The organism is Streptomyces hygroscopicus subsp. hygroscopicus (assembly GCF_030269125.1).
GTDB classification, from domain to species: domain Bacteria; phylum Actinomycetota; class Actinomycetes; order Streptomycetales; family Streptomycetaceae; genus Streptomyces; species Streptomyces hygroscopicus_C.
This window is the reverse complement of the sequence record NZ_BSSM01000012.1, coordinates 25,612-42,535: the sequence shown is the minus strand read 5'-3', so window position 1 is coordinate 42,535 and position 16,924 is coordinate 25,612. Positions and strand designations below refer to the sequence as shown.

Below are 16,924 nucleotides of genomic sequence, written 5' to 3'. Positions count from 1 at the left end.
GCCAGTGTCCAGGGCCTTTCCCGTGGTCCCCCGATACTTCCTCCCTGGGGATGAACATGCCCAGCAGCAGGAGTCATCACGCTGGGTGATTGGCCGGATTCTTCCCGTAGGGGAAACGTCAGGGGTCGCGGGGAGGACGCCGCGAGGGGCGGACGGCCCCGTACCCCATCGTCGTACGGTGCCGTCCGCCCCTCGGGTGGCGGTCCGGATCGGTCAGGTCACCCGGCCGCCCGGCTCTGCGCGTGGCCGCCGGAGACCGGCGCCCACTTGTCGACCAGGCCGGGGTTCTCGCGCAGCCAGGCGCGGACCGCGTCCTGCTCCTTGCCCTTGCCGGCCCGCTGGATCCGCGCCTCCAGGCCGGTGAGCTGCTTCTCGGTCATGGAGAAGTCCTTCAGCCAGCGGCCGACCCGCGGGTTGTCCCCGGCGAAGCCCTTGCGGGCCAGGGTGTGCACGCCGTCGCCCTCGCCCCAGGCGAGCCTGGGGTCCCGGAGCTTCTTCAGGTCGTAGCTGCTGTAGGCCCAGTGCGGGGACCACAGGGTGACGAGGACCGGCTCCTTCTTGGCGTAGGCGCGCTTGAGCTCGGCGAGCATGGCCGGGGTGGAGCCGTCGATCACCCGGTAGGCGCCGTCGAGGCCGTACTCCTTGAGGACCTTGGTCTTGAGCAGGCTCATCTCGCCGGCGCTGGGCTCGATGCCGACGATCTTCCCGCCGAACTCGGATGCGTGTGCCTTGAGATCGGCCAGGGAGTCGACGTCCTTCACGTACGAGGGGACGGACAGCTCCAGGGAGGTCGGGCCGTACCACTTGCCGAGGTCGTCGAGCCGCTTGCCGTACTTCTTCCAGTACTCGGCGTGCGTGGTCGGCAGCCACGAGTCGGTCTCGAAGTCGATCTGCCCGGTGGCGAGGCCGGTGTAGAGCGGGCCGGCCGCGTACTGGGTCGTGGTGACCTTGAAGCCGCGCTCCTGGAGGATCTCCTTCCACAGGAAGGTGGAGGCGATGCCCTCGTCCCAGGGGATGTAGCCGATCCTGATCTCCTTGCCCTTGCCGACGTCGGTGCCGGAGGCCGCGGAGGTGGTGCCGGCGGAGCCGAAGACGCCGACGCCGCCCGCGACGAGCGCCAGGACGACGATCCCGACGACCGCGACGGCCGGGCGCGGCCGGTACTCCCACGCGCGCCGGGGAGCCTTGGCGGCGGTCCTGCGGCCGAGCGGGGACAGCTGGGTGCCGAGGGCGCCGGTGATGCGGTCGAGGTAGACGGCGAGGACGACGATGCCGACGCCGGCCTCGAAGCCGTAGCCGATGTCGAGCTGGCCGATGGCCTCGTTCACGGCGCCGCCGAGGCCGCCGGTGCCGACCATGCCGGCGATGACGACCATGGACAGGCCCAGCATGATCACCTGGTTGACGCCGGCCATGATGGTCGGCAGGGCGAGCGGCAGCTGGACGCGCCACAGGATGTCGCGCCGGGTGGTGCCGAACGCCTCGGCGGCCTCGACCAGCTCGGGGTCGACCTGGCGGATGCCCAGCTCGGTCATGCGCACGCCGGGGGCGAGCGCGAAGATCAGGGTGGCGACCACGCCGGCCGCGGTGCCGAGCCCGAAGAAGAGCATGGCCGGGATCAGCAGGACCATCGAGGGCATGGTCTGGAGCAGGTCCAGGACGGGCCGCACGGCGGCGCCGACCGCCTTGGAGCGGGCCGCCCAGATGCCCAGCGGGATCGAGACCGCCAGGGCGATCACGGTGGCCACGAGGACCAGGGCGAGCGTGGACATCGCCTGGTCCCACAGTTGCAGCGAGTCGACCAGGGCGAACCCGGCGAAGGCGAGCACACCGGCCGGCAGGCCGCGCAACCACCAGGCGATGACGGCGAGGATGCCCGCCATCAGCAGGGGCGCGGGGGAGCCGAGGACGGCGTCGATGCCGTCGTACATGCCCTCCATGACGGCCTTGACGGCGTCGAAGAGCCAGGAGAGGTGGCCGACCAGCCAGTTCACACCGGAGTCGACCCAGTCGCCGAGGGGGACCCTAGGCACGGGCGGTCACCTTCTTCCCGTCCTCGCCGGAGCCGGCGCAGGCGGTCGGCTCGCCCTGTCCGCCTCCGAGCAGGCCCAGCAGGCGCTGCCGGGGCACGACCCCGACGAGGGTGCGGTCGGCGTCGAGGACGGCGACCGGGTGGGACAGCCGGGCGCTGATCGCGCACAGCTCGCCGAAGGGCGTCTCGGGCGTCGCGGTCTCGCAGCCGCAGTCGGCCTCGTCGCCGCGCGGCCCGGTGTCCATGACGGCGGCGGCGGTGAGCACCCGGGAGCGGTCGACGTCCTGGATGAAGGAGGCCACGTAGTCGTTCTCCGGACGCAGCAGGATGTCCTCGGCGGTGCCGGTCTGCACGATGCGGCCGTCCCGCATGACGGCGATGCGGTCGCCCAGGCGCATGGCCTCGTTGAGGTCGTGGGTGATGAAGACGATGGTCTTCTTCAGCGTCTTCTGAAGCTCCAGGAGCTGGTCCTGCATGTCGCGGCGGATCAGCGGGTCCAGGGCACTGAAGGACTCGTCCATGAGCAGCAGGTCGGCGTCGGTGGCGAGGGCGCGGGCGAGGCCGACACGCTGCTGCATGCCGCCGGACAGCTCGTCGGGCCAGGACTTCTCCCAGCCCGCCAGGCCGCACAGGGCGAGCGCCTCGTCGGCGCGGCGTTCGCGCTCGGCGCGGGGCACGCCCTGCACTTCCAGGCCGTAGGCGGCGTTGTCACGGACGCTGCGGTGCGGGAACAGCGCGAAGTGCTGGAAGACCATGCTGATCTTCCTGGAGCGAAGCTCGCGCAGCCCGTGCTCGCCGAGCGCGGCCAGCTCCTCGCCGTCGAAGCGCACACTGCCCGCGGTCGGCTCCAGCAGGCCGTTGAGCATCCGCAGGAGGGTGGACTTGCCGGAACCCGACAGGCCCATCACGACGAAGATCTCGCCGGCCTCGACGCGGAAGGAGGCGTCGATCACGGCGGCCGTGGTGCCGTCGGCGCGCAGCTCCTCCCGGTCGGCGCCCTTCCGCAGGCGCTCCACTGATTCGTCCGGTCGTCTGCCGAACACCTTGAACAGGTGCTCCGCCTCAAGCCTGGCTCGCACGCGTACCTCTTGCCTCGGGAACAGGGACAGGAGACGAAGGGCCGTTCGACCGTAGGAAAGCCGGCGCCCGGGGGCACCGACCGTCGAAAAGCGCGCCACTCCGCTCCCGGCGGCGCGCCTGCCCAGGTCAAACGGAGGCAAACTCACAAGTGGCCGGGCTCACCGCGGTGCGCGTCGCGCAACGCGTTCCCGGACGGACGGTGCGCGGGCGTGAGGCCGGGGTGACTGTCGGTGGCGTACGGCATGATGCGGAGCGTGACCGGACGACTCATGCTCCTCGACACCGCCTCGCTGTACTTCCGCGCCTACTTCGGCGTCCCCGACTCCGTGAAGGCGCCGGACGGGACCCCGGTGAACGCCGTGCGCGGACTGCTGGACTTCATCGACCGGCTGGTCAGGGACCACCGGCCCACCCACCTCGTGGCCTGCATGGACGCCGACTGGCGGCCGAAGTGGCGGGTCGAGCTGATCCCCACCTACAAGGCGCACCGGGTCGCCGAGGAGCACACCGGCGAGCCGGACGCGGAGGAGGTGCCGGACACCCTCGCCCCGCAGGTGCCGGTCATCGAGTCCGTGCTGGACGCGATCGGCATCGCCCGCGTCGGGGTCGCCCACTACGAGGCGGACGACGTGATCGGCGCGTTCGCCGCGCGCGCCGCCGGCCCGGTCGACATCGTCACCGGCGACCGCGACCTGTACCAGCTGGTGGACGACGGGCGCGGGATCCGGGTGCTGTACCCGCTCAAGGGCGTGGGCACCCTCCAGGTGACCGACGAGGCGGTGCTGCGCGAGAAGTACGGCGTCGGCGGACGGGGGTACGCGGACCTGGCGCTGCTGCGCGGCGACCCGAGCGACGGACTGCCGGGCGTGGCGGGGATCGGCGAGAAGACGGCCGCCAAACTGCTCGCCGAGTTCGGCGACCTGGCCGGGATCATGGCGGCCGTGGACGATCCGGAGGCCAGGCTCACGCCCTCGCAGCGGCGGCGGCTGACCGAGGCCCGGCCGTACGTCGCGGTGGCGCCGAAGGTGGTGCGGGTGGCCGCCGACGTGCCGCTGCCGGACGTGGACACCGCGCTGCCGGGAGCCCCGCGCGACCCGGCGGCCCTCCAGGAGCTGGCGGCCCGGTGGGGCCTGGGCGGCTCCCTGCAGCGGCTGCTGACCACGCTCGGCGCGTGAGGCGGGGCCGCCCGATCGGCAATATTCCAGCAAAGGGCGGCCGTTGAAGAGCGAAGGAAGATCGGGCCAGAAGGAGAGATGTTAACTTAGGTATACCTAACCATTCCGCAGGAGGCCGTGATGGCAGAGCGTCCGGAACGAAAGCCGCGCAGGATCCACACCGCCCGGGTCGTACGCACCGAGCGGCTGACCCCGCACATGCAGCGCGTGGTGCTCGGCGGCGACGGACTCGCCGGCTTCGCGGCGGACACCTGCACCGACCACTATGTGAAGCTCCTGTTCGGCCCGGCGGGCGTGACCTACCCGGAGCCCTTCGACCTGGAGCGGATCCGCGCCGGGTTCCCGCGCGAGCAGTGGCCGGTGACCCGGACCTACACCGTGCGCGACTGGGACGCCGAACACGGCGAGCTGACCCTGGACTTCGTGATCCACGGCGACGAGGGCCTGGCCGGCCCCTGGGCGCGGCGGGTACGGCCCGGCGAGACGCTGCGCTTCATGGGCCCCGGCGGCGCCTACGCCCCCGATCCGGACGCCGACTGGCACCTGCTCGCCGGTGACGAGAGCGCGCTGCCCGCCATCGCCCGCGCCCTGGAGGCGCTGCCCGCGGGCGCCCGCGCCCACGCCTTCGTGGAGGTGTCCGGGCCCGAGGAGGAGCAGAAGATCGACTCCGCCGCGGAGGTCGTCTGGCTGCACCGCGGGGACCGGCCGGTCGGCGCCGCCCTGCTGGAGGCCGTGCGGGCCCTGGAGTTCCCCGAGGGCCGCCTGCACGCCTTCGTGCACGGCGAGGCCGGCTTCGTGAAGGAGCTGCGCCGGATGCTGCGGGTGGAACTCCAGATCCCGCGCGAGGACCTCTCGATCTCCGGCTACTGGCGCCTCGGTCACAACGAGGACGGCTGGCAGGCGTCCAAGCGCGAGTGGAACGCCCGTATAGAGGCGGAGCAGGAGGGCGACACGGCGGCCGCCTGAACCGTGCGGCGAGGAGCCCTCGGCCTCAGCGCGCGTTGATCCTGCCGAACGGCACGTGCACGCTCGGCGTCGTCCGCGCCGTGCTCTCCAGATGCGTCACCTGGTCGTCGAAGAAGATGTGCGGGTCCAGGACCTTCATCACGGCGCCCTTGTCTATCCCGCCGAGGAAGAACGCGCCGTTGACCCGCACGCCCCACTGCTTGAGGCTGTTCACGGCCCGCTCGTGCGCCGGGGCGTTGCGCGCGGTCACGATGGAGACGTGCACCCGCACCGCGTACTCCGGGTCGGTCCTGCGCCGTTCCTCCTCCCGGTTCTGGATCCGGTTCACCCCCGCGAGGAAGTCACGCAGCGGTCCCGCGTCGTGCGGGGTCGCCGCGTTGCGCGTCTCGTGCGCCCGGAACCCCTCCAACCCCTCCGACTGGTAGACCTGTTCGGCCGCGTCGGTGGCGAGCACCCCGTCGAAGTCGAACGCGATCCGCAGCTCCCGGTCGGCCGCGTCGTCCGGGTACGCCGCCCCGAGCACGTGCCCCGCGGGCAGCCCCGCCGCGACGGCCTCCCGCACGTCGTCGCCGTTCGCCGAGAGGAACAGCGACATGTTCAGCGCCGGCATGAACGTGTACGGGGACCGGCCCTGCATGAACACGGCCCGGCTGATGGCGAGTTCATGGGCCTGTATCGAGCGCATGACCCGCAGCCCCGTGTCGGGGTCGTTGCGGGAGAGGATGATCACCTCGACCAGCGGATCGCCCGGCTCCCCGAGGTCGTTGAGCGACAGCAGCCTGCGGATGAACGCGAACGCCACCCCGGGCAGCAGCGTGTTGTCCCGGTTCTCCTCCTGGTAGGCCCGGTAGGCCTCCTCGCCCTGCTCCCTGAACACCCCGTCGGACTCGCGCAGATCGAACAGGGCACTGGAGGCGACACCGACGACGAGCCGGTTCGCGAGGTCATAGGCAGGCATGCGTCCCATCTTCACACCGGCCGCCGCGACGGCACCGCACGGCCGCCCCCGTGGTCTCAGTCCCCGCGCACCCGGGCGTGCAGGTGCATGTCGTGCCAGCCGTCGGGGTGCAGATAGGCCTGGCGCCGGGTGCCCTCCGGGACGAAACCGGCCTTGACGGCGACCCGGCAGGACGCCTCGTTGGCGGTGGAGTGCATCAACTCCAGCCGGTGGAAGCCGATCTCCTCGAACGCCCAGTGCGTCAGGGCCGCCGCCGACCGGGTGGCGACATCACGGCCGCGGGCCCGCGCCACGGTCCAGTACGCGAGCTCGGCCATGCCGTCGGCCAGCTCGATCTGCCGCAGCGCGACCCTTCCCATCAGCAGCCCGCTGTCCTCCTCCACCACCGCCCACTGCGCCTCCCGCTCACCGGGCCACGCCTCGCGCCACTGGTTGATCCACCCCGCGGCCTCGTCCTCGGAGTCGCAGGACTTGCCGTGGAACCGGTGCATCAGCGGATCCTGGAAAGCCTCGTGCACGGCGGGCGCGTCCCCCGCCTGCCAGGGGCGCAGCACGAGGCCGTCACCGGTCGGGACGACGGGCTGCTCGGTACGGGCGAGGGCGCCGGGGGTCAGCACCGGACTGGTGAGCATTGGCATGATCCACATACTGCCGCTCCGAGGGCCCCGCTCCCCAGTCGTTTTACGACACCCACCCCTCGCACCCGTGACCGGACACCCCGCCGGCGCCGCTCCACCCGTGCCGGTCACGCGCCCCGCGCCCCTGACCGCTCCCTTCGCACCGCCGCCGACCACCACGCCCCAGCCGTCCTCCCCCTCGTACCCTTGACCAGGTGAGACGCCGTACACCGCCGCCACCCGCCCCGCTCCCCCAGCGCCACGGGGTCGACCCCGTGCGGGTACGGCTGCCCGCGGGCGGCGCGTGGACCACCGTGGGCGAGCACCTCGTGGCGCGGCTCACCGGTGCCGGGCCCGGGGTGATCGAGGCGATGTTCGAGGCCGGGGAGATCGTGGGGGCCGACGGACGGGCGGTGCCGGCGGACACGCCGTACCGGCCGGGGATGTTCGTGTGGTTCCACCGCGAGCCGCCCGCCGAGGTGCCCGTGCCGTTCCCGATGCCGGTGGTGTACCGGGACGAGCACATCGTCGTGGCCGACAAGCCGCACTTCCTGGCCACCACCCCGCGCGGCACGCACGTCACCCAGACCGCGCTCGCCCGGCTGCGGCACGAACTGGGCGTCCCGACGCTGACCGCCGCGCACCGCCTGGACCGGCTCACCGCCGGGCTGGTGCTGTTCACCGTGCGGCCCGAGGAACGCGGCGCGTACCAGACGCTGTTCGGCGACCGGCGGGTGCGCAAGGAGTACGAGGCGGTCGCACCGTACGACGCCACGCTCGCCCTGCCCCGCACGGTGCGCAGCCGCATCGTGAAGGAGCGCGGGGTGCAGGCCGCCCGGGAGGTCGAGGGCGAGCCCAACGCCGAGACCAGGGTGGAGCTGGCGGAGCGGCGGGACGGGCTCGGCCGGTACCGCCTGCTCCCCCGCACCGGGCAGACCCACCAGCTGCGCGTCCACATGAACGCGCTCGGCGTGCCCATACTCGGCGACCCGCTCTATCCGGAGGTGACCCCGCCGGTGCCGGCCGGCGACTTCCGCCGCCCCCTGCAACTGCTCGCGCGGACACTGGAGTTCACCGATCCGGTCACCGGCGCCGCGCACGCCTTCACCAGCGGGCGCACCCTGCCGGCCTGGTCCTCCCCGAGCCGGTGGGCCGCGGGCTGACCCGCCCCCTCACTCGCCGCGCCACCAGCGCAGCAACCGCTGCCAGGGCCCCCGTACCGGATCGGGCACCACGGCGGGCGGCGGCGCGGGCCGGGCCGCCGGTACGGCGGCCGGCAGCGCCGTGCCCCGCGACTCCCGGCGCTGGGCGGGCAGCCGCAGATCGGCGGGCAGGCCCGGGTCCGCGTAGGCGCGCGGCGGCATGTCGGTGTCCTGCTGCGGCTTGGGTTCGAACCGCACCGGCAGCGAGACCAGATGCCGGGAGGCGATGGCGGACCGCCAGCGCAAGTCCTCCTCGGCGCAGTCCAGTCGGACGTCCGGCAGCCGGGTCAGCAGGGCGTCGACGCCGACGTCGGCGATGGCGCGGCCGATGTCCTGCCCGGGGCATTCGTGCGGGCCGCCGCCGAAGGCGAGATGGGAGCGGTTGCCCTGCATGCTCGCGGACAAATCGGGCCGCACCCTGGGGTCGATGTTGCCCGGCGCGGGCGCGAACAGTATCCCGTCGCCCTTGGCGATGCGCTGACCGCCCAGCTCGGTGTCCTGCTTGGCGTAGTAGCCGAGGACGGTGCTGAACGGCGGCTCGTCCCACAGCGACTGCTCGATCGCCTCCGGCACGGTCATCTGCCCGCCGCTGAGCCGGGCGCGGAACCCTGGTTCGGTCAGGACCATGCGCAGCGCGTTGGCGAGCAGGTTGGCGGTGGCCTCGTAGGCGGCGAACAGCACGAGCCGCAGGTGCTCGCGGACCTCGTCGTCGCTGAGCCCGGCCTCGTGGGTGACGAGGTGGCTGGTGAAGTCGTCCTCGGGCCGGGCGCGGCGGCGCAGGGCGAGCCGGCTCAGCGCGTCCATGACGTAGGCATGGCTCTGGTTGGCGGTCTCGGTGCCCTTGAGGGCGTCCCGGGCGGCCTGCACCATCCGGTCGTTGTACTCCTCGGGCATGCCGAGGATCTCGCACAGCACCGCCATCGGCAGATGCTCGGCGAACTGGGCGACCAGGTCGGCGCGGCCGCGCTCGCAGAAGCCGTTGACCAGGTGCTGGGTGTGGCCGCCGATGTGCCGGCGGACGCTGCGGTGGTCGATGGTGGCCATGGCCGAGGTGACCGCGTCGCGCAGCCGCAGGTGTTCGTCGCCCTCGGCGTGGGAGCAGATGGGCTGCCAGGCGATGTGCGGCATCAGCGGGTGGTCCGGCTTGACCCGGCCGTCCAGCAGCGGGGCCCAGATCCGGCTGTCGCGGGTGAACTGCGAGGGGCTGCGCACCACCTGGAGGTTCTCGGCGTGCCCGAGCACCACCCACATCGGTACGTCGTCGTGCAGCAGTACGGGGGCGACCGGGCCGTACTGCTCGCGCAGCCGTTCGTAGAGGTCGTCCAGGTCCTCCGCGTCGGGGCCGTAGAGCCGGTGCGGTCCTTGGGGACCGGGGCCGTGCGCGGGACAGCCGGGCGGCGGACCGGACAGGGGGGCGTGGGTGCCGGCCGGGGACGTGCCGGTCGGAGGCTGGGGTTCAGGCGTCACAGTGATCGCTCCGGAACGGGAAGAACAGCGAAGGTGGGTCAGGTGAGGGCGCCGGAGAGGGCGAGCGAGTGCAGGAACCGCATCAGGGTGAGCAGCACGTCCTTGCTGGAGGCCCGGCGGCGCACATCGCACTCGATGATCGGGATCTCCGGGGTCAGGTCGAGCGCGGCGCGCAGTTCCTCGACGGGGTGACGGGGAGCGTCCGGGAAGGAGTTGACGGCCACGACGAAGGGCACACCGCGTTCCTCCAGGCGGCCCATGACGTCGAAGCTGACCTCCAGGCGCCGGGTGTCGACCAGGACGACCGCGCCGAGAGCGCCCTCGAACAGGCCGTTCCACAGGAACCAGAAGCGTTCCTGTCCCGGGGTGCCGAACAGGTAGAGCACCAGCTTGTCGGTGATGCTGATCCGGCCGAAGTCCATGGCGACGGTGGTGGCCGTCTTGGACTCGGAGCCGTAGTCGTCGTCGATCCCGATGCCGGCCTGCGTCATGGTCTCCTCGGTGGTCAGCGGTTTGATCTCGCTGACGGAGCCGACCATGGTCGTCTTGCCGACGCCGAAGCCGCCCACGATCACGATCTTCACCGCGGCCTGGGCCGTGTGCGGCAACTGGTCCGCGGCGCGCGGTCCGGGGATCGTGTCAGAGCCGTTGAAGTCCATGCATCACCGCTTCGAGGAGGGAACGATCGGGGGCCGCCCGGCGGGTGACCGGGGCGCGCGCCTGCACCAGTTCGGCCGTGATCATCTCCGTGATCAGTACCGTCATCGCGCTGAACGGCAGGGAGAGGTAGGCCGACAGCTCGGCCAGGGACAGCGGGGCGGCGCACAGGCCGAGCACCGCCGTGTGCTCCGGTGAGGCCCCGGGCGGGGGCGTGCGGCGGGCCACGATCAGGGTCACGAGGTCGAGTTCGGCGCGGCCGCCGTCGGCGGTCCCGGTGACGGCGTAGAGCCGCTCGGGGTTGCGGGGCGGAGGCTGCCCGTCCGCGGTGCCGTGCGGGCTCCGGCCGTCCGCCGTGCCGTGCGGGTTCCGGCCGTCGGGCCGCTCGGCGGGCGGGGGCGGTCCCAACCGCGGCTGCGGCGCGGACGTCGGCGGCGGGAACGGCGGGTCCGGCCGGCGCCGTTTGCGTCGTGGAGGGGTCATACGGTCTGCCCGTCCCGCCGGGGCGGACTGGTGAGATGGGCCCCGATCCGCACCACGAGGTCGCGCATCATGCCGCTCATCCGGCCCGGCTCGCAGGTGACGTCGGCGAGCACGGCGAGGTAGGCGTTGGCGCCCGCGTTCATCAGGTAGAAGTAGCCGCCCTCGATCTCCACGACGACGACCTTCATCTCGCCCGCGCCGGGGATCTCCTGGATGATGGCGCCGGCCAGGCTCTGGAGGCCCGCGCAGGCGGCGGCCACCCGGTCCGCGGCGTCGGGATCGCCGCCGTAGCGGGCGATGCGCAGGCCGTCGGAGGAGAGCACCACGATCATCTCGATGCCCGGAACCCCGTCGTTGAGCTGCTTGAGCATCCAGTCGAAGTTGCCTCGCTGCTGGATCACTGGATGGTCCCCTCGTCGTCGGCCTCGGTGGGGGCGGCCGCGTCATCGATCAGGTGGAGGTATTTGGTGGGGTGGAGGGTGAAGTCGGTCAGCTCGGGGGCGGTGGCGTCCTCGGGCATGCCCTTGCGCAGTCCGTCGAAGAAGTCGTCGATCCACATGCCCGGCGGGCGTTCGGCGAGCTTCTTGCGCTCGGGGTCCGTCTCCCGCGCGGGCTCGGGTTCCTGACGGGTCTGCGACCAGACGGTGGGGCGGCCCTCGCGTTCGGCCCGCTCGATGGCGGCCTCCTCGGCCCAGCGCCTGCTCAGCGGGGTCTTCACCCGGCTGCGGCGCTGCGGCAGCCCGCCCGCCGTCCACTCGGTGACCTCGGGAACGTCGTCCTCCATGGAGATCCCGGCGGGGATCTTGGGGCTGGTGGGACGGCGCTTCTTCGGGCGGCGCTTGGGACCCTCGACGGCGCCGAGTTCGGGCATCGGGATGCCGGTCGCGCCGATGCCGTGGGCGACGCCGACGCCGGGCTCGGTGGTGGTCATCACGCGCGGCACGATGAGGATCGCGCGCAGACCGCCGTACGCGGAGGTGCGCAGCGAGACCTCCATGTCGAACTGCTTGCACAGCCGCCCGACGACGGCGAGGCCGAGGCGCGGGTTGTCGCCGAGGTTGTGCGCGTCGTCGCCGTTCTTGGCGTCCTCGATCATCTTCTCGATGCGGATCCGGGACTCCTCGTTGAGGCTGACCCCGGCGTCCTCGATCTCGATGACGATGCCCGTCTGCACCTCGACGGCGGTGACGTGCACCTTCGTGGTGGGCGGCGAGTAACGGGTGGCGTTGTCGAAGAGTTCGGCCGCGGCGTGGATGACCGGCTCGACGGCGGTGCCCTTGATGTTGATGTTGCAGATCGACGCCAGGTGGATGCGGTGGTAGTCCAGGATCCGGGACATGGCGCCGCGCAGGGTGCTGTAGAGGGAGACCGGCAGGGGCCACTGGCGGCCGGGGCGGCCACCGCCGAGGACGCCGATGGTGTCGGCGAGGCGGCCGATCAGCGAGCTGCCGTGGTCCAGGCGCAGCAGGTCGTCGAAGACCTCGGGGTTGCGGCCGTGGTCCTCCTCCATCTCCCTCAGTTCCACGGCCTGCTGGTGGACGATGGCCTGGACGCGGCGGGCGATGCTGACGAAGGAGCGCTCGGTGGCGATCCTCATCGTGATCTCGTGGTCGACGCCGCGCAGCGCGACCCGGGTCATCTCGCGGTAGGCCTCGGGCAGGACGCGCAGGTCCGGGTCGGCGTCGTAGACGTTCGTCATGACGTCGCGGAGCATCTCGCCGCGCGACAGCCGGGCGAAGCCCCACGGCAGGATGTCGGTGGCGAAGCGGTGGACCAGGGCCTCGTGGTCGGCGAGCCGCTCCTCCAGGTAGGCGGTGTCACGGGCGTGCGCCGCCTGCTCCTCGCGGAGCCTGCGCCCGCGTCGGGCGGCCTCGGCCCCGGTGGCGAGGACCAGCAGCACGGCGAGGGCCCCGCACAGGCCGACGGCGACCCGTGCCGGCGCGGGCACCAGGGCGACGGCGCCACCGCTCGCCGCGGCCATCACCAGGGCGGGCGGCAACAGGACGCGGGCGTAGGGACGTTCCCGGCGACCGGGCGGCTTCGGAACACTCACCATGGATGCCTTCTGGGACGGATCGGCTGGGTGTCGGGAGAGTTTTCGGGGGGAAGATTCATGGCACAGACCGGATCTTCGACACATTGGGGAACAAGCGTGCGAATTACCTCAACTTGGTGCGCTGCGGGCGAGCTTAGTCCGACCGGATCATCGCCGTGTCATATTCAGCGACCGCCTGAAATCACCCCCGCACCAGGAGTACGCTCGGCCCCATTTGCACGCTGAGCTGCCGTTCGAACACGTTCGGTCAGGATGCGCGGGCATACGAGAACCGGCTCACCCCGAAGGATGAGCCGGTTGTCGCGAAGGTGCCGGTCAGCCCACCGACGAGTAGGCCACCACGCCGCGCAGCAACTGGTCGACGGCCTTGCGCGCGGCCTTGGGCACGGTCGAGCCCGCTCCGGGCGCCGCCGCGGCGATCTGCCCCAGCACGTCGATCACCTGCTTGCACCAGCGCACGAAGTCGCCCGCGGTCATGTCCGCCTCGCGCAGCACCTCGTCCAGGCCCTTGCCGGAGGCCCACATGTAGGCGGCCCAGGCGAAGCCGAGATCGGGCTCACGCTGGCCCACGCCCTCGGTCTGGCTGATGCGGAAGTCCTCCTCCAGGCCGTCGAGCCGACCCCAGATCCGCACCATCTCGCCCAGCGCGGCCTTCGCCTTCCCGGACGGCAGCTTGGGCGCCAGCGCGTCGTCGCTGAGCCGCGCCTCGTACACCAACGCGGAGACGCACGCGGCCAGTTCGGCGGGCGCGAGGCCCTCCCAGACACCCTCGCGCAGGCACTCGCTGGCCAGCAGGTCCAGCTCGCCGTACAGCCGCGCGAGGCGCCGGCCGTGCTCGGTGACCTCGTCGCCGCGCAGATAGTCCAGCTCGGTCAGCAGCGCGACGATCCGGTCGAAGGTCCGCGCGATGGTGTTCGTACGGCCCTCGATACGGCGCTCCAGCTGCGAGGTGTCGCGCAGCAGCCGGTGGTAGCGCTCGGCCCAACGGGCGTGGTCCTCCCGGTCGTTGCACCCATGGCAGGGATGCGCGCGCAGCGCGGTGCGCAGCCGGGCGATCTCCCGGTCGTCGGCCGCCTGCGAGCGCTTCTTGCGGGCCCGCTCCGGCGGGATGTGCCCGGCCTTGGAGCGCAGCGCGGACGCCAGGTCCCGACGCGACTGCGGCGAGCGCGGGTTGAACGACTTCGGGATCCGCATCCGGTCCAACGGCTCCACCGGCACCGGGAAGTCCATCGACGCCAGCCGCTTGACCTGCCGCTCGGCCGTCAGCACCAGCGGGCGCGGCCCGTCCTGGTGGTCGTACCCGCGATGTCCGTTGGAGCGGCCCGCGGGCAGGCCGGGGTCCAGCACCAGCGCGAGGCCCGCGTACTTGCCCGTCGGCACATGGATCACGTCGCCCGGCCTGAGCTTCTCCAGGGCGACGGCGGCCTCGGCCCGCCGCTGGTGGGCACCCTGCCGCGCCAGCTCCGTCTCCCGGTCCTTCAGCTCGCGCCGCAGCCGCGCGTACTCCTCGAAGTCGCCGAGGTGACAGGTCATCGAGGCCTGGTAACCGGCGAGACCCTCCTCGTTGCGCTGCACCTGCCGGGTGATGCCGACCACCGAACGGTCGGCCTGGAACTGCGCGAACGACGTCTCCAGCAGCTCCCGCGAGCGGTGCCGGCCGAACTGCTCGACCAGGTTGACCGCCATGTTGTACGACGGCCGGAAGCTGGAGCGCAGCGGATACGTACGGGTGCCCGCGAGCCCCGCCAGGTGCTCGGGGCTCATGCCGCGCTGCCACAGCACGACCGCGTGGCCCTCGATGTCGATGCCCCGGCGGCCCGCACGGCCCGTCAGCTGGGTGTACTCGCCCGGCGTGATGTCGGCGTGCTGCTCGCCGTTCCACTTGACGAGCTTCTCCAGCACCACGGAGCGGGCGGGCATGTTGATGCCGAGCGCGAGGGTCTCGGTCGCGAACACGGCCTTGACCAGGCCGCGCACGAACAGCTCCTCCACGACCTCCTTGAAGGTGGGCAGCATGCCCGCGTGGTGCGCGGCGATGCCCCGCTCCAGGCCCTCCAGCCACTCGTAGTACCCGAGGACGTGCAGATCCTCGGAGGCGATGTGCGCGGTGCGCTCCTCGACCAGGGTCCGCACCCGTTCCCGCGCCTCCTCGTCGTTCAGCCTCAGCCCCGCGTACAGGCACTGCTGCACGGCGGCCTCGCAGCCGGCGCGGCTGAAGATGAAGGTGATGGCGGGCAGCAGGCCCTCGGCGTCCAGGCGCTCGATGACCTCGGGCCGGCCCGGCGTCCACACCCGCGAACGCTGCCGGCGCTCCCGCTCCCGGTCGGCCTCCCGCATCGCCCGGCCGCGCCGGCGGTCCTGGTACGACGGCCGGGTCGCCTCCATGCGCGCGAGGCGCACCAGGTCGGGGTTGACGGCCTTCTTGTGGCCCTCGCCCTCCTCGAACAGGTCGTACATCCGCCGCCCGGCCAGCACGTGCTGGAACAGCGGCACGGGACGGTGCTCGGAGACGATCACCTCGGTGTCACCGCGGACGGTGTCCAGCCAGTCGCCGAACTCCTCCGCGTTCGACACGGTCGCCGACAGCGAGACCAGCGTCACCGAGGCGGGCAGATGGATGATCACCTCCTCCCAGACGGCGCCGCGGAAGCGGTCGGAGAGGTAGTGCACCTCGTCCATGACCACGTAGCCGAGGCCCAGGAGCGTCTGCGAGCCCGCGTACAGCATGTTCCGGAGCACCTCGGTGGTCATCACGACCACCGGTGCCTCGGAGTTCACGCTGTTGTCGCCGGTGAGCAGGCCGACCTTGTCCGCGCCGTAGCGGCGGCACAGGTCGGAGTACTTCTGGTTGGAGAGCGCCTTGATGGGCGTCGTGTAGAAGCACTTCTTGCCCTGGAGCAGGGCGAGGTGGACGGCGAACTCGCCCACGATCGTCTTGCCCGAGCCGGTGGGGGCGGCCACCAGCACGCCCTTACCGGCTTCGAGTGCCTGGCAGGCCTCGATCTGGAAGGGGTCGAGGCCGAAGTCGTACATCTCGCGGAAGGACGCGAGCGCGGTGGCCTGCTCGGCTGCCCGCCTGCGGGCCGCCGCGTACCGCTCGGCCGGTGAGAGGTCCTCTGTCATCGTGCTTTCGAGCGTACCGGGCCCCACCGACAACAGGACGATCATTATCCCGAACGTGCGCTGACCGGCTTTGCAGAGGAATGCCCCCGGCCCGGGAGTCACCCGGTCCGGGGGCATCACGCCTCGCCCGTCGGTGTGGGTCAGGTCACGTCGTCGTAGCCGTTGACGTGGTCCTTGCCCGGCAGCTCGGGGGCGGCGCTCGCGCTCACGGACTCCACCTCGCCGACCTCCTCGGGCGTGAGGTCCAGCTCCGAGGCCTCGTCGTCGGACAGTCCGTCGTCCGCGCGACGGGCCCGGCGCCGGTCGTTGAGCAGCGAGAAGGCCACCGCGACGAAGAACAGGGCCCAGATCGGCGCCGCCAGCGCCAGCATCGACATCGGGTCGGCGCCGGGGGTGGCCACCGCCGCGAAGGCGGCGATACCGACGACCATGGCCCGCCACCAGCCGAGCATGCGCCGCCCGGAGAGGATGCCCGTCAGGTTGAGCATGACCAGCAGCAACGGCATCTCGAAGGCGAGACCGAAGACCACCACCATGCGCGTGACCAGGTCGAGCAGCTTGTCCAGCGACAGCAGGTTCTCCACCCCGTTCGGGGTGAGGTCGATCATCACCTTCGCCGTCACCGGCAGCACGTGGTACGCCAGGAAGCCGCCGCCGAGGAACAGCGGCACCCCGAAGCCGACGAACGCGTACGCGTACTTCTTCTCGTGGCGGTGCAGGCCCGGCGCGACGAACGCCCACAGCTGGTAGAGCCAGACCGGCGACGCCAGCACCACACCGGCGGTCAGCGACGCCTTCAGCGCCAGCGTGAACGGGCCCAGCAGGTCACCGATCGTGATGTGCGCGCAGTGGGTGTCGCTCTTCGCCTGCGACAACTCGCCGAAGGACTGATGGCAGCCCACCGAACGCAGCAGCGGCGCGGTGATGAAGTCGATGATGTCCTTGTAGAAGAAGGCGGACACGATCGTGACGACGACGATCGCGAGGACACCCTTGGTGAGCCGGTTGCGCAGCTCACGCAAGTGATCCCCGAGCGGCATACGCCCCTCGGGGTCCCTCTCCTTGCGGGCGGACTTGGGCAACCCACATCCTCATCTCGTACAGCGGA

At 71.9% G+C, this 16,924-nt stretch carries 14 protein-coding genes; 3 read left to right on the top strand and 11 right to left on the bottom strand.

The window, feature by feature from the left end; all coding sequences use genetic code 11:
- Nucleotides 1-218 precede the first annotated feature (218 nt).
- Both QSK45_RS25015 and QSK45_RS25010 read right to left on the bottom strand, forming a co-directional pair.
- Nucleotides 219-2,033 carry an ABC transporter permease/substrate binding protein gene (locus QSK45_RS25015; RefSeq protein ID WP_285560604.1) on the bottom strand — a complete coding sequence of 605 codons (1,815 nt, stop codon included), beginning with the start codon at nucleotides 2,031-2,033 and terminating at the stop codon, nucleotides 219-221.
- Complete coding sequence (locus tag QSK45_RS25010; protein WP_285560602.1) at nucleotides 2,026-3,111, bottom strand: quaternary amine ABC transporter ATP-binding protein; 1,086 nt, start codon at nucleotides 3,109-3,111, stop codon at nucleotides 2,026-2,028. Before QSK45_RS25010 ends, QSK45_RS25015 begins: the two co-directional genes overlap by 8 nt.
- A 246-nt stretch (nucleotides 3,112-3,357) precedes the next feature.
- Here QSK45_RS25010 and QSK45_RS25005 point away from each other — a divergent pair, with 246 nt between their 5' ends.
- Together QSK45_RS25005 and QSK45_RS25000 are read left to right on the top strand one after the other, a co-directional pair.
- A complete protein-coding gene (locus QSK45_RS25005) occupies nucleotides 3,358-4,287 on the top strand; it encodes a 5'-3' exonuclease (protein WP_285561043.1) in 930 nt (309 codons plus the stop codon).
- A 120-nt stretch (nucleotides 4,288-4,407) separates the two neighbouring features.
- The gene (locus QSK45_RS25000) at nucleotides 4,408-5,253 is read left to right on the top strand and encodes a siderophore-interacting protein (protein WP_285560600.1); all 846 of its coding nucleotides are present in this window, start codon (nucleotides 4,408-4,410) and stop codon (nucleotides 5,251-5,253) included.
- Between the two features lie 25 nt (nucleotides 5,254-5,278).
- Here the strand turns inward: QSK45_RS25000 and QSK45_RS24995 are convergent, their stop codons facing one another.
- Nucleotides 5,279-6,211 (bottom strand): 5'-nucleotidase, encoded by a 933-nt coding sequence (locus QSK45_RS24995; RefSeq protein WP_285560598.1) that lies wholly within the window; start codon nucleotides 6,209-6,211, stop codon nucleotides 5,279-5,281.
- Between the two features lie 56 nt (nucleotides 6,212-6,267).
- Nucleotides 6,268-6,849, bottom strand: coding sequence for a GNAT family N-acetyltransferase (locus tag QSK45_RS24990; protein ID WP_285560596.1), 582 nt, complete (start codon nucleotides 6,847-6,849; stop codon nucleotides 6,268-6,270).
- Between the two features lie 194 nt (nucleotides 6,850-7,043).
- Here QSK45_RS24990 and QSK45_RS24985 point away from each other — a divergent pair, with 194 nt between their 5' ends.
- Entirely contained in the window at nucleotides 7,044-7,991 is a 948-nt protein-coding gene (locus QSK45_RS24985; protein WP_285560592.1) for an RluA family pseudouridine synthase, read from the top strand.
- Nucleotides 7,992-8,000: 9 nt separating this feature from the next.
- On the opposite strand, the gene QSK45_RS24980 is transcribed toward QSK45_RS24985, so the two are convergent.
- The 7 genes from QSK45_RS24980 to tatC all read right to left on the bottom strand — a co-directional run bounded on the left by QSK45_RS24980 (nucleotide 8,001) and on the right by tatC (nucleotide 16,898).
- On the bottom strand, nucleotides 8,001-9,497 hold the full coding sequence (locus QSK45_RS24980) for a cytochrome P450 (RefSeq protein ID WP_490993616.1): 1,497 nt from the start codon (nucleotides 9,495-9,497) through the stop codon (nucleotides 8,001-8,003).
- Nucleotides 9,498-9,535: 38 nt separating this feature from the next.
- Nucleotides 9,536-10,156 (bottom strand): GTP-binding protein, encoded by a 621-nt coding sequence (locus QSK45_RS24975; protein WP_285560590.1) that lies wholly within the window; start codon nucleotides 10,154-10,156, stop codon nucleotides 9,536-9,538.
- The gene (locus tag QSK45_RS24970) at nucleotides 10,137-10,637 is read right to left on the bottom strand and encodes a DUF742 domain-containing protein (RefSeq protein ID WP_285560588.1); all 501 of its coding nucleotides are present in this window, start codon (nucleotides 10,635-10,637) and stop codon (nucleotides 10,137-10,139) included. The genes QSK45_RS24975 and QSK45_RS24970 overlap by 20 nt, the downstream gene beginning before the upstream one ends.
- Entirely contained in the window at nucleotides 10,634-11,038 is a 405-nt protein-coding gene (locus QSK45_RS24965) for a roadblock/LC7 domain-containing protein (RefSeq protein ID WP_046424381.1), read from the bottom strand. Before QSK45_RS24965 ends, QSK45_RS24970 begins: the two co-directional genes overlap by 4 nt.
- Nucleotides 11,035-12,693, bottom strand: a complete 1,659-nt coding sequence (locus QSK45_RS24960; RefSeq protein ID WP_285560585.1) for an ATP-binding protein — start codon at nucleotides 12,691-12,693, stop codon at nucleotides 11,035-11,037. Before QSK45_RS24960 ends, QSK45_RS24965 begins: the two co-directional genes overlap by 4 nt.
- Nucleotides 12,694-13,008: 315 nt before the next feature.
- The gene (locus tag QSK45_RS24955; RefSeq protein ID WP_285560583.1) at nucleotides 13,009-15,861 is read right to left on the bottom strand and encodes a DEAD/DEAH box helicase; all 2,853 of its coding nucleotides are present in this window, start codon (nucleotides 15,859-15,861) and stop codon (nucleotides 13,009-13,011) included.
- Between the two features lie 95 nt (nucleotides 15,862-15,956).
- Nucleotides 15,957-16,898 carry a twin-arginine translocase subunit TatC gene (gene tatC / locus QSK45_RS24950; RefSeq protein WP_285560581.1) on the bottom strand — a complete coding sequence of 314 codons (942 nt, stop codon included), beginning with the start codon at nucleotides 16,896-16,898 and terminating at the stop codon, nucleotides 15,957-15,959.
- Nucleotides 16,899-16,924: the final 26 nt, after the last annotated feature.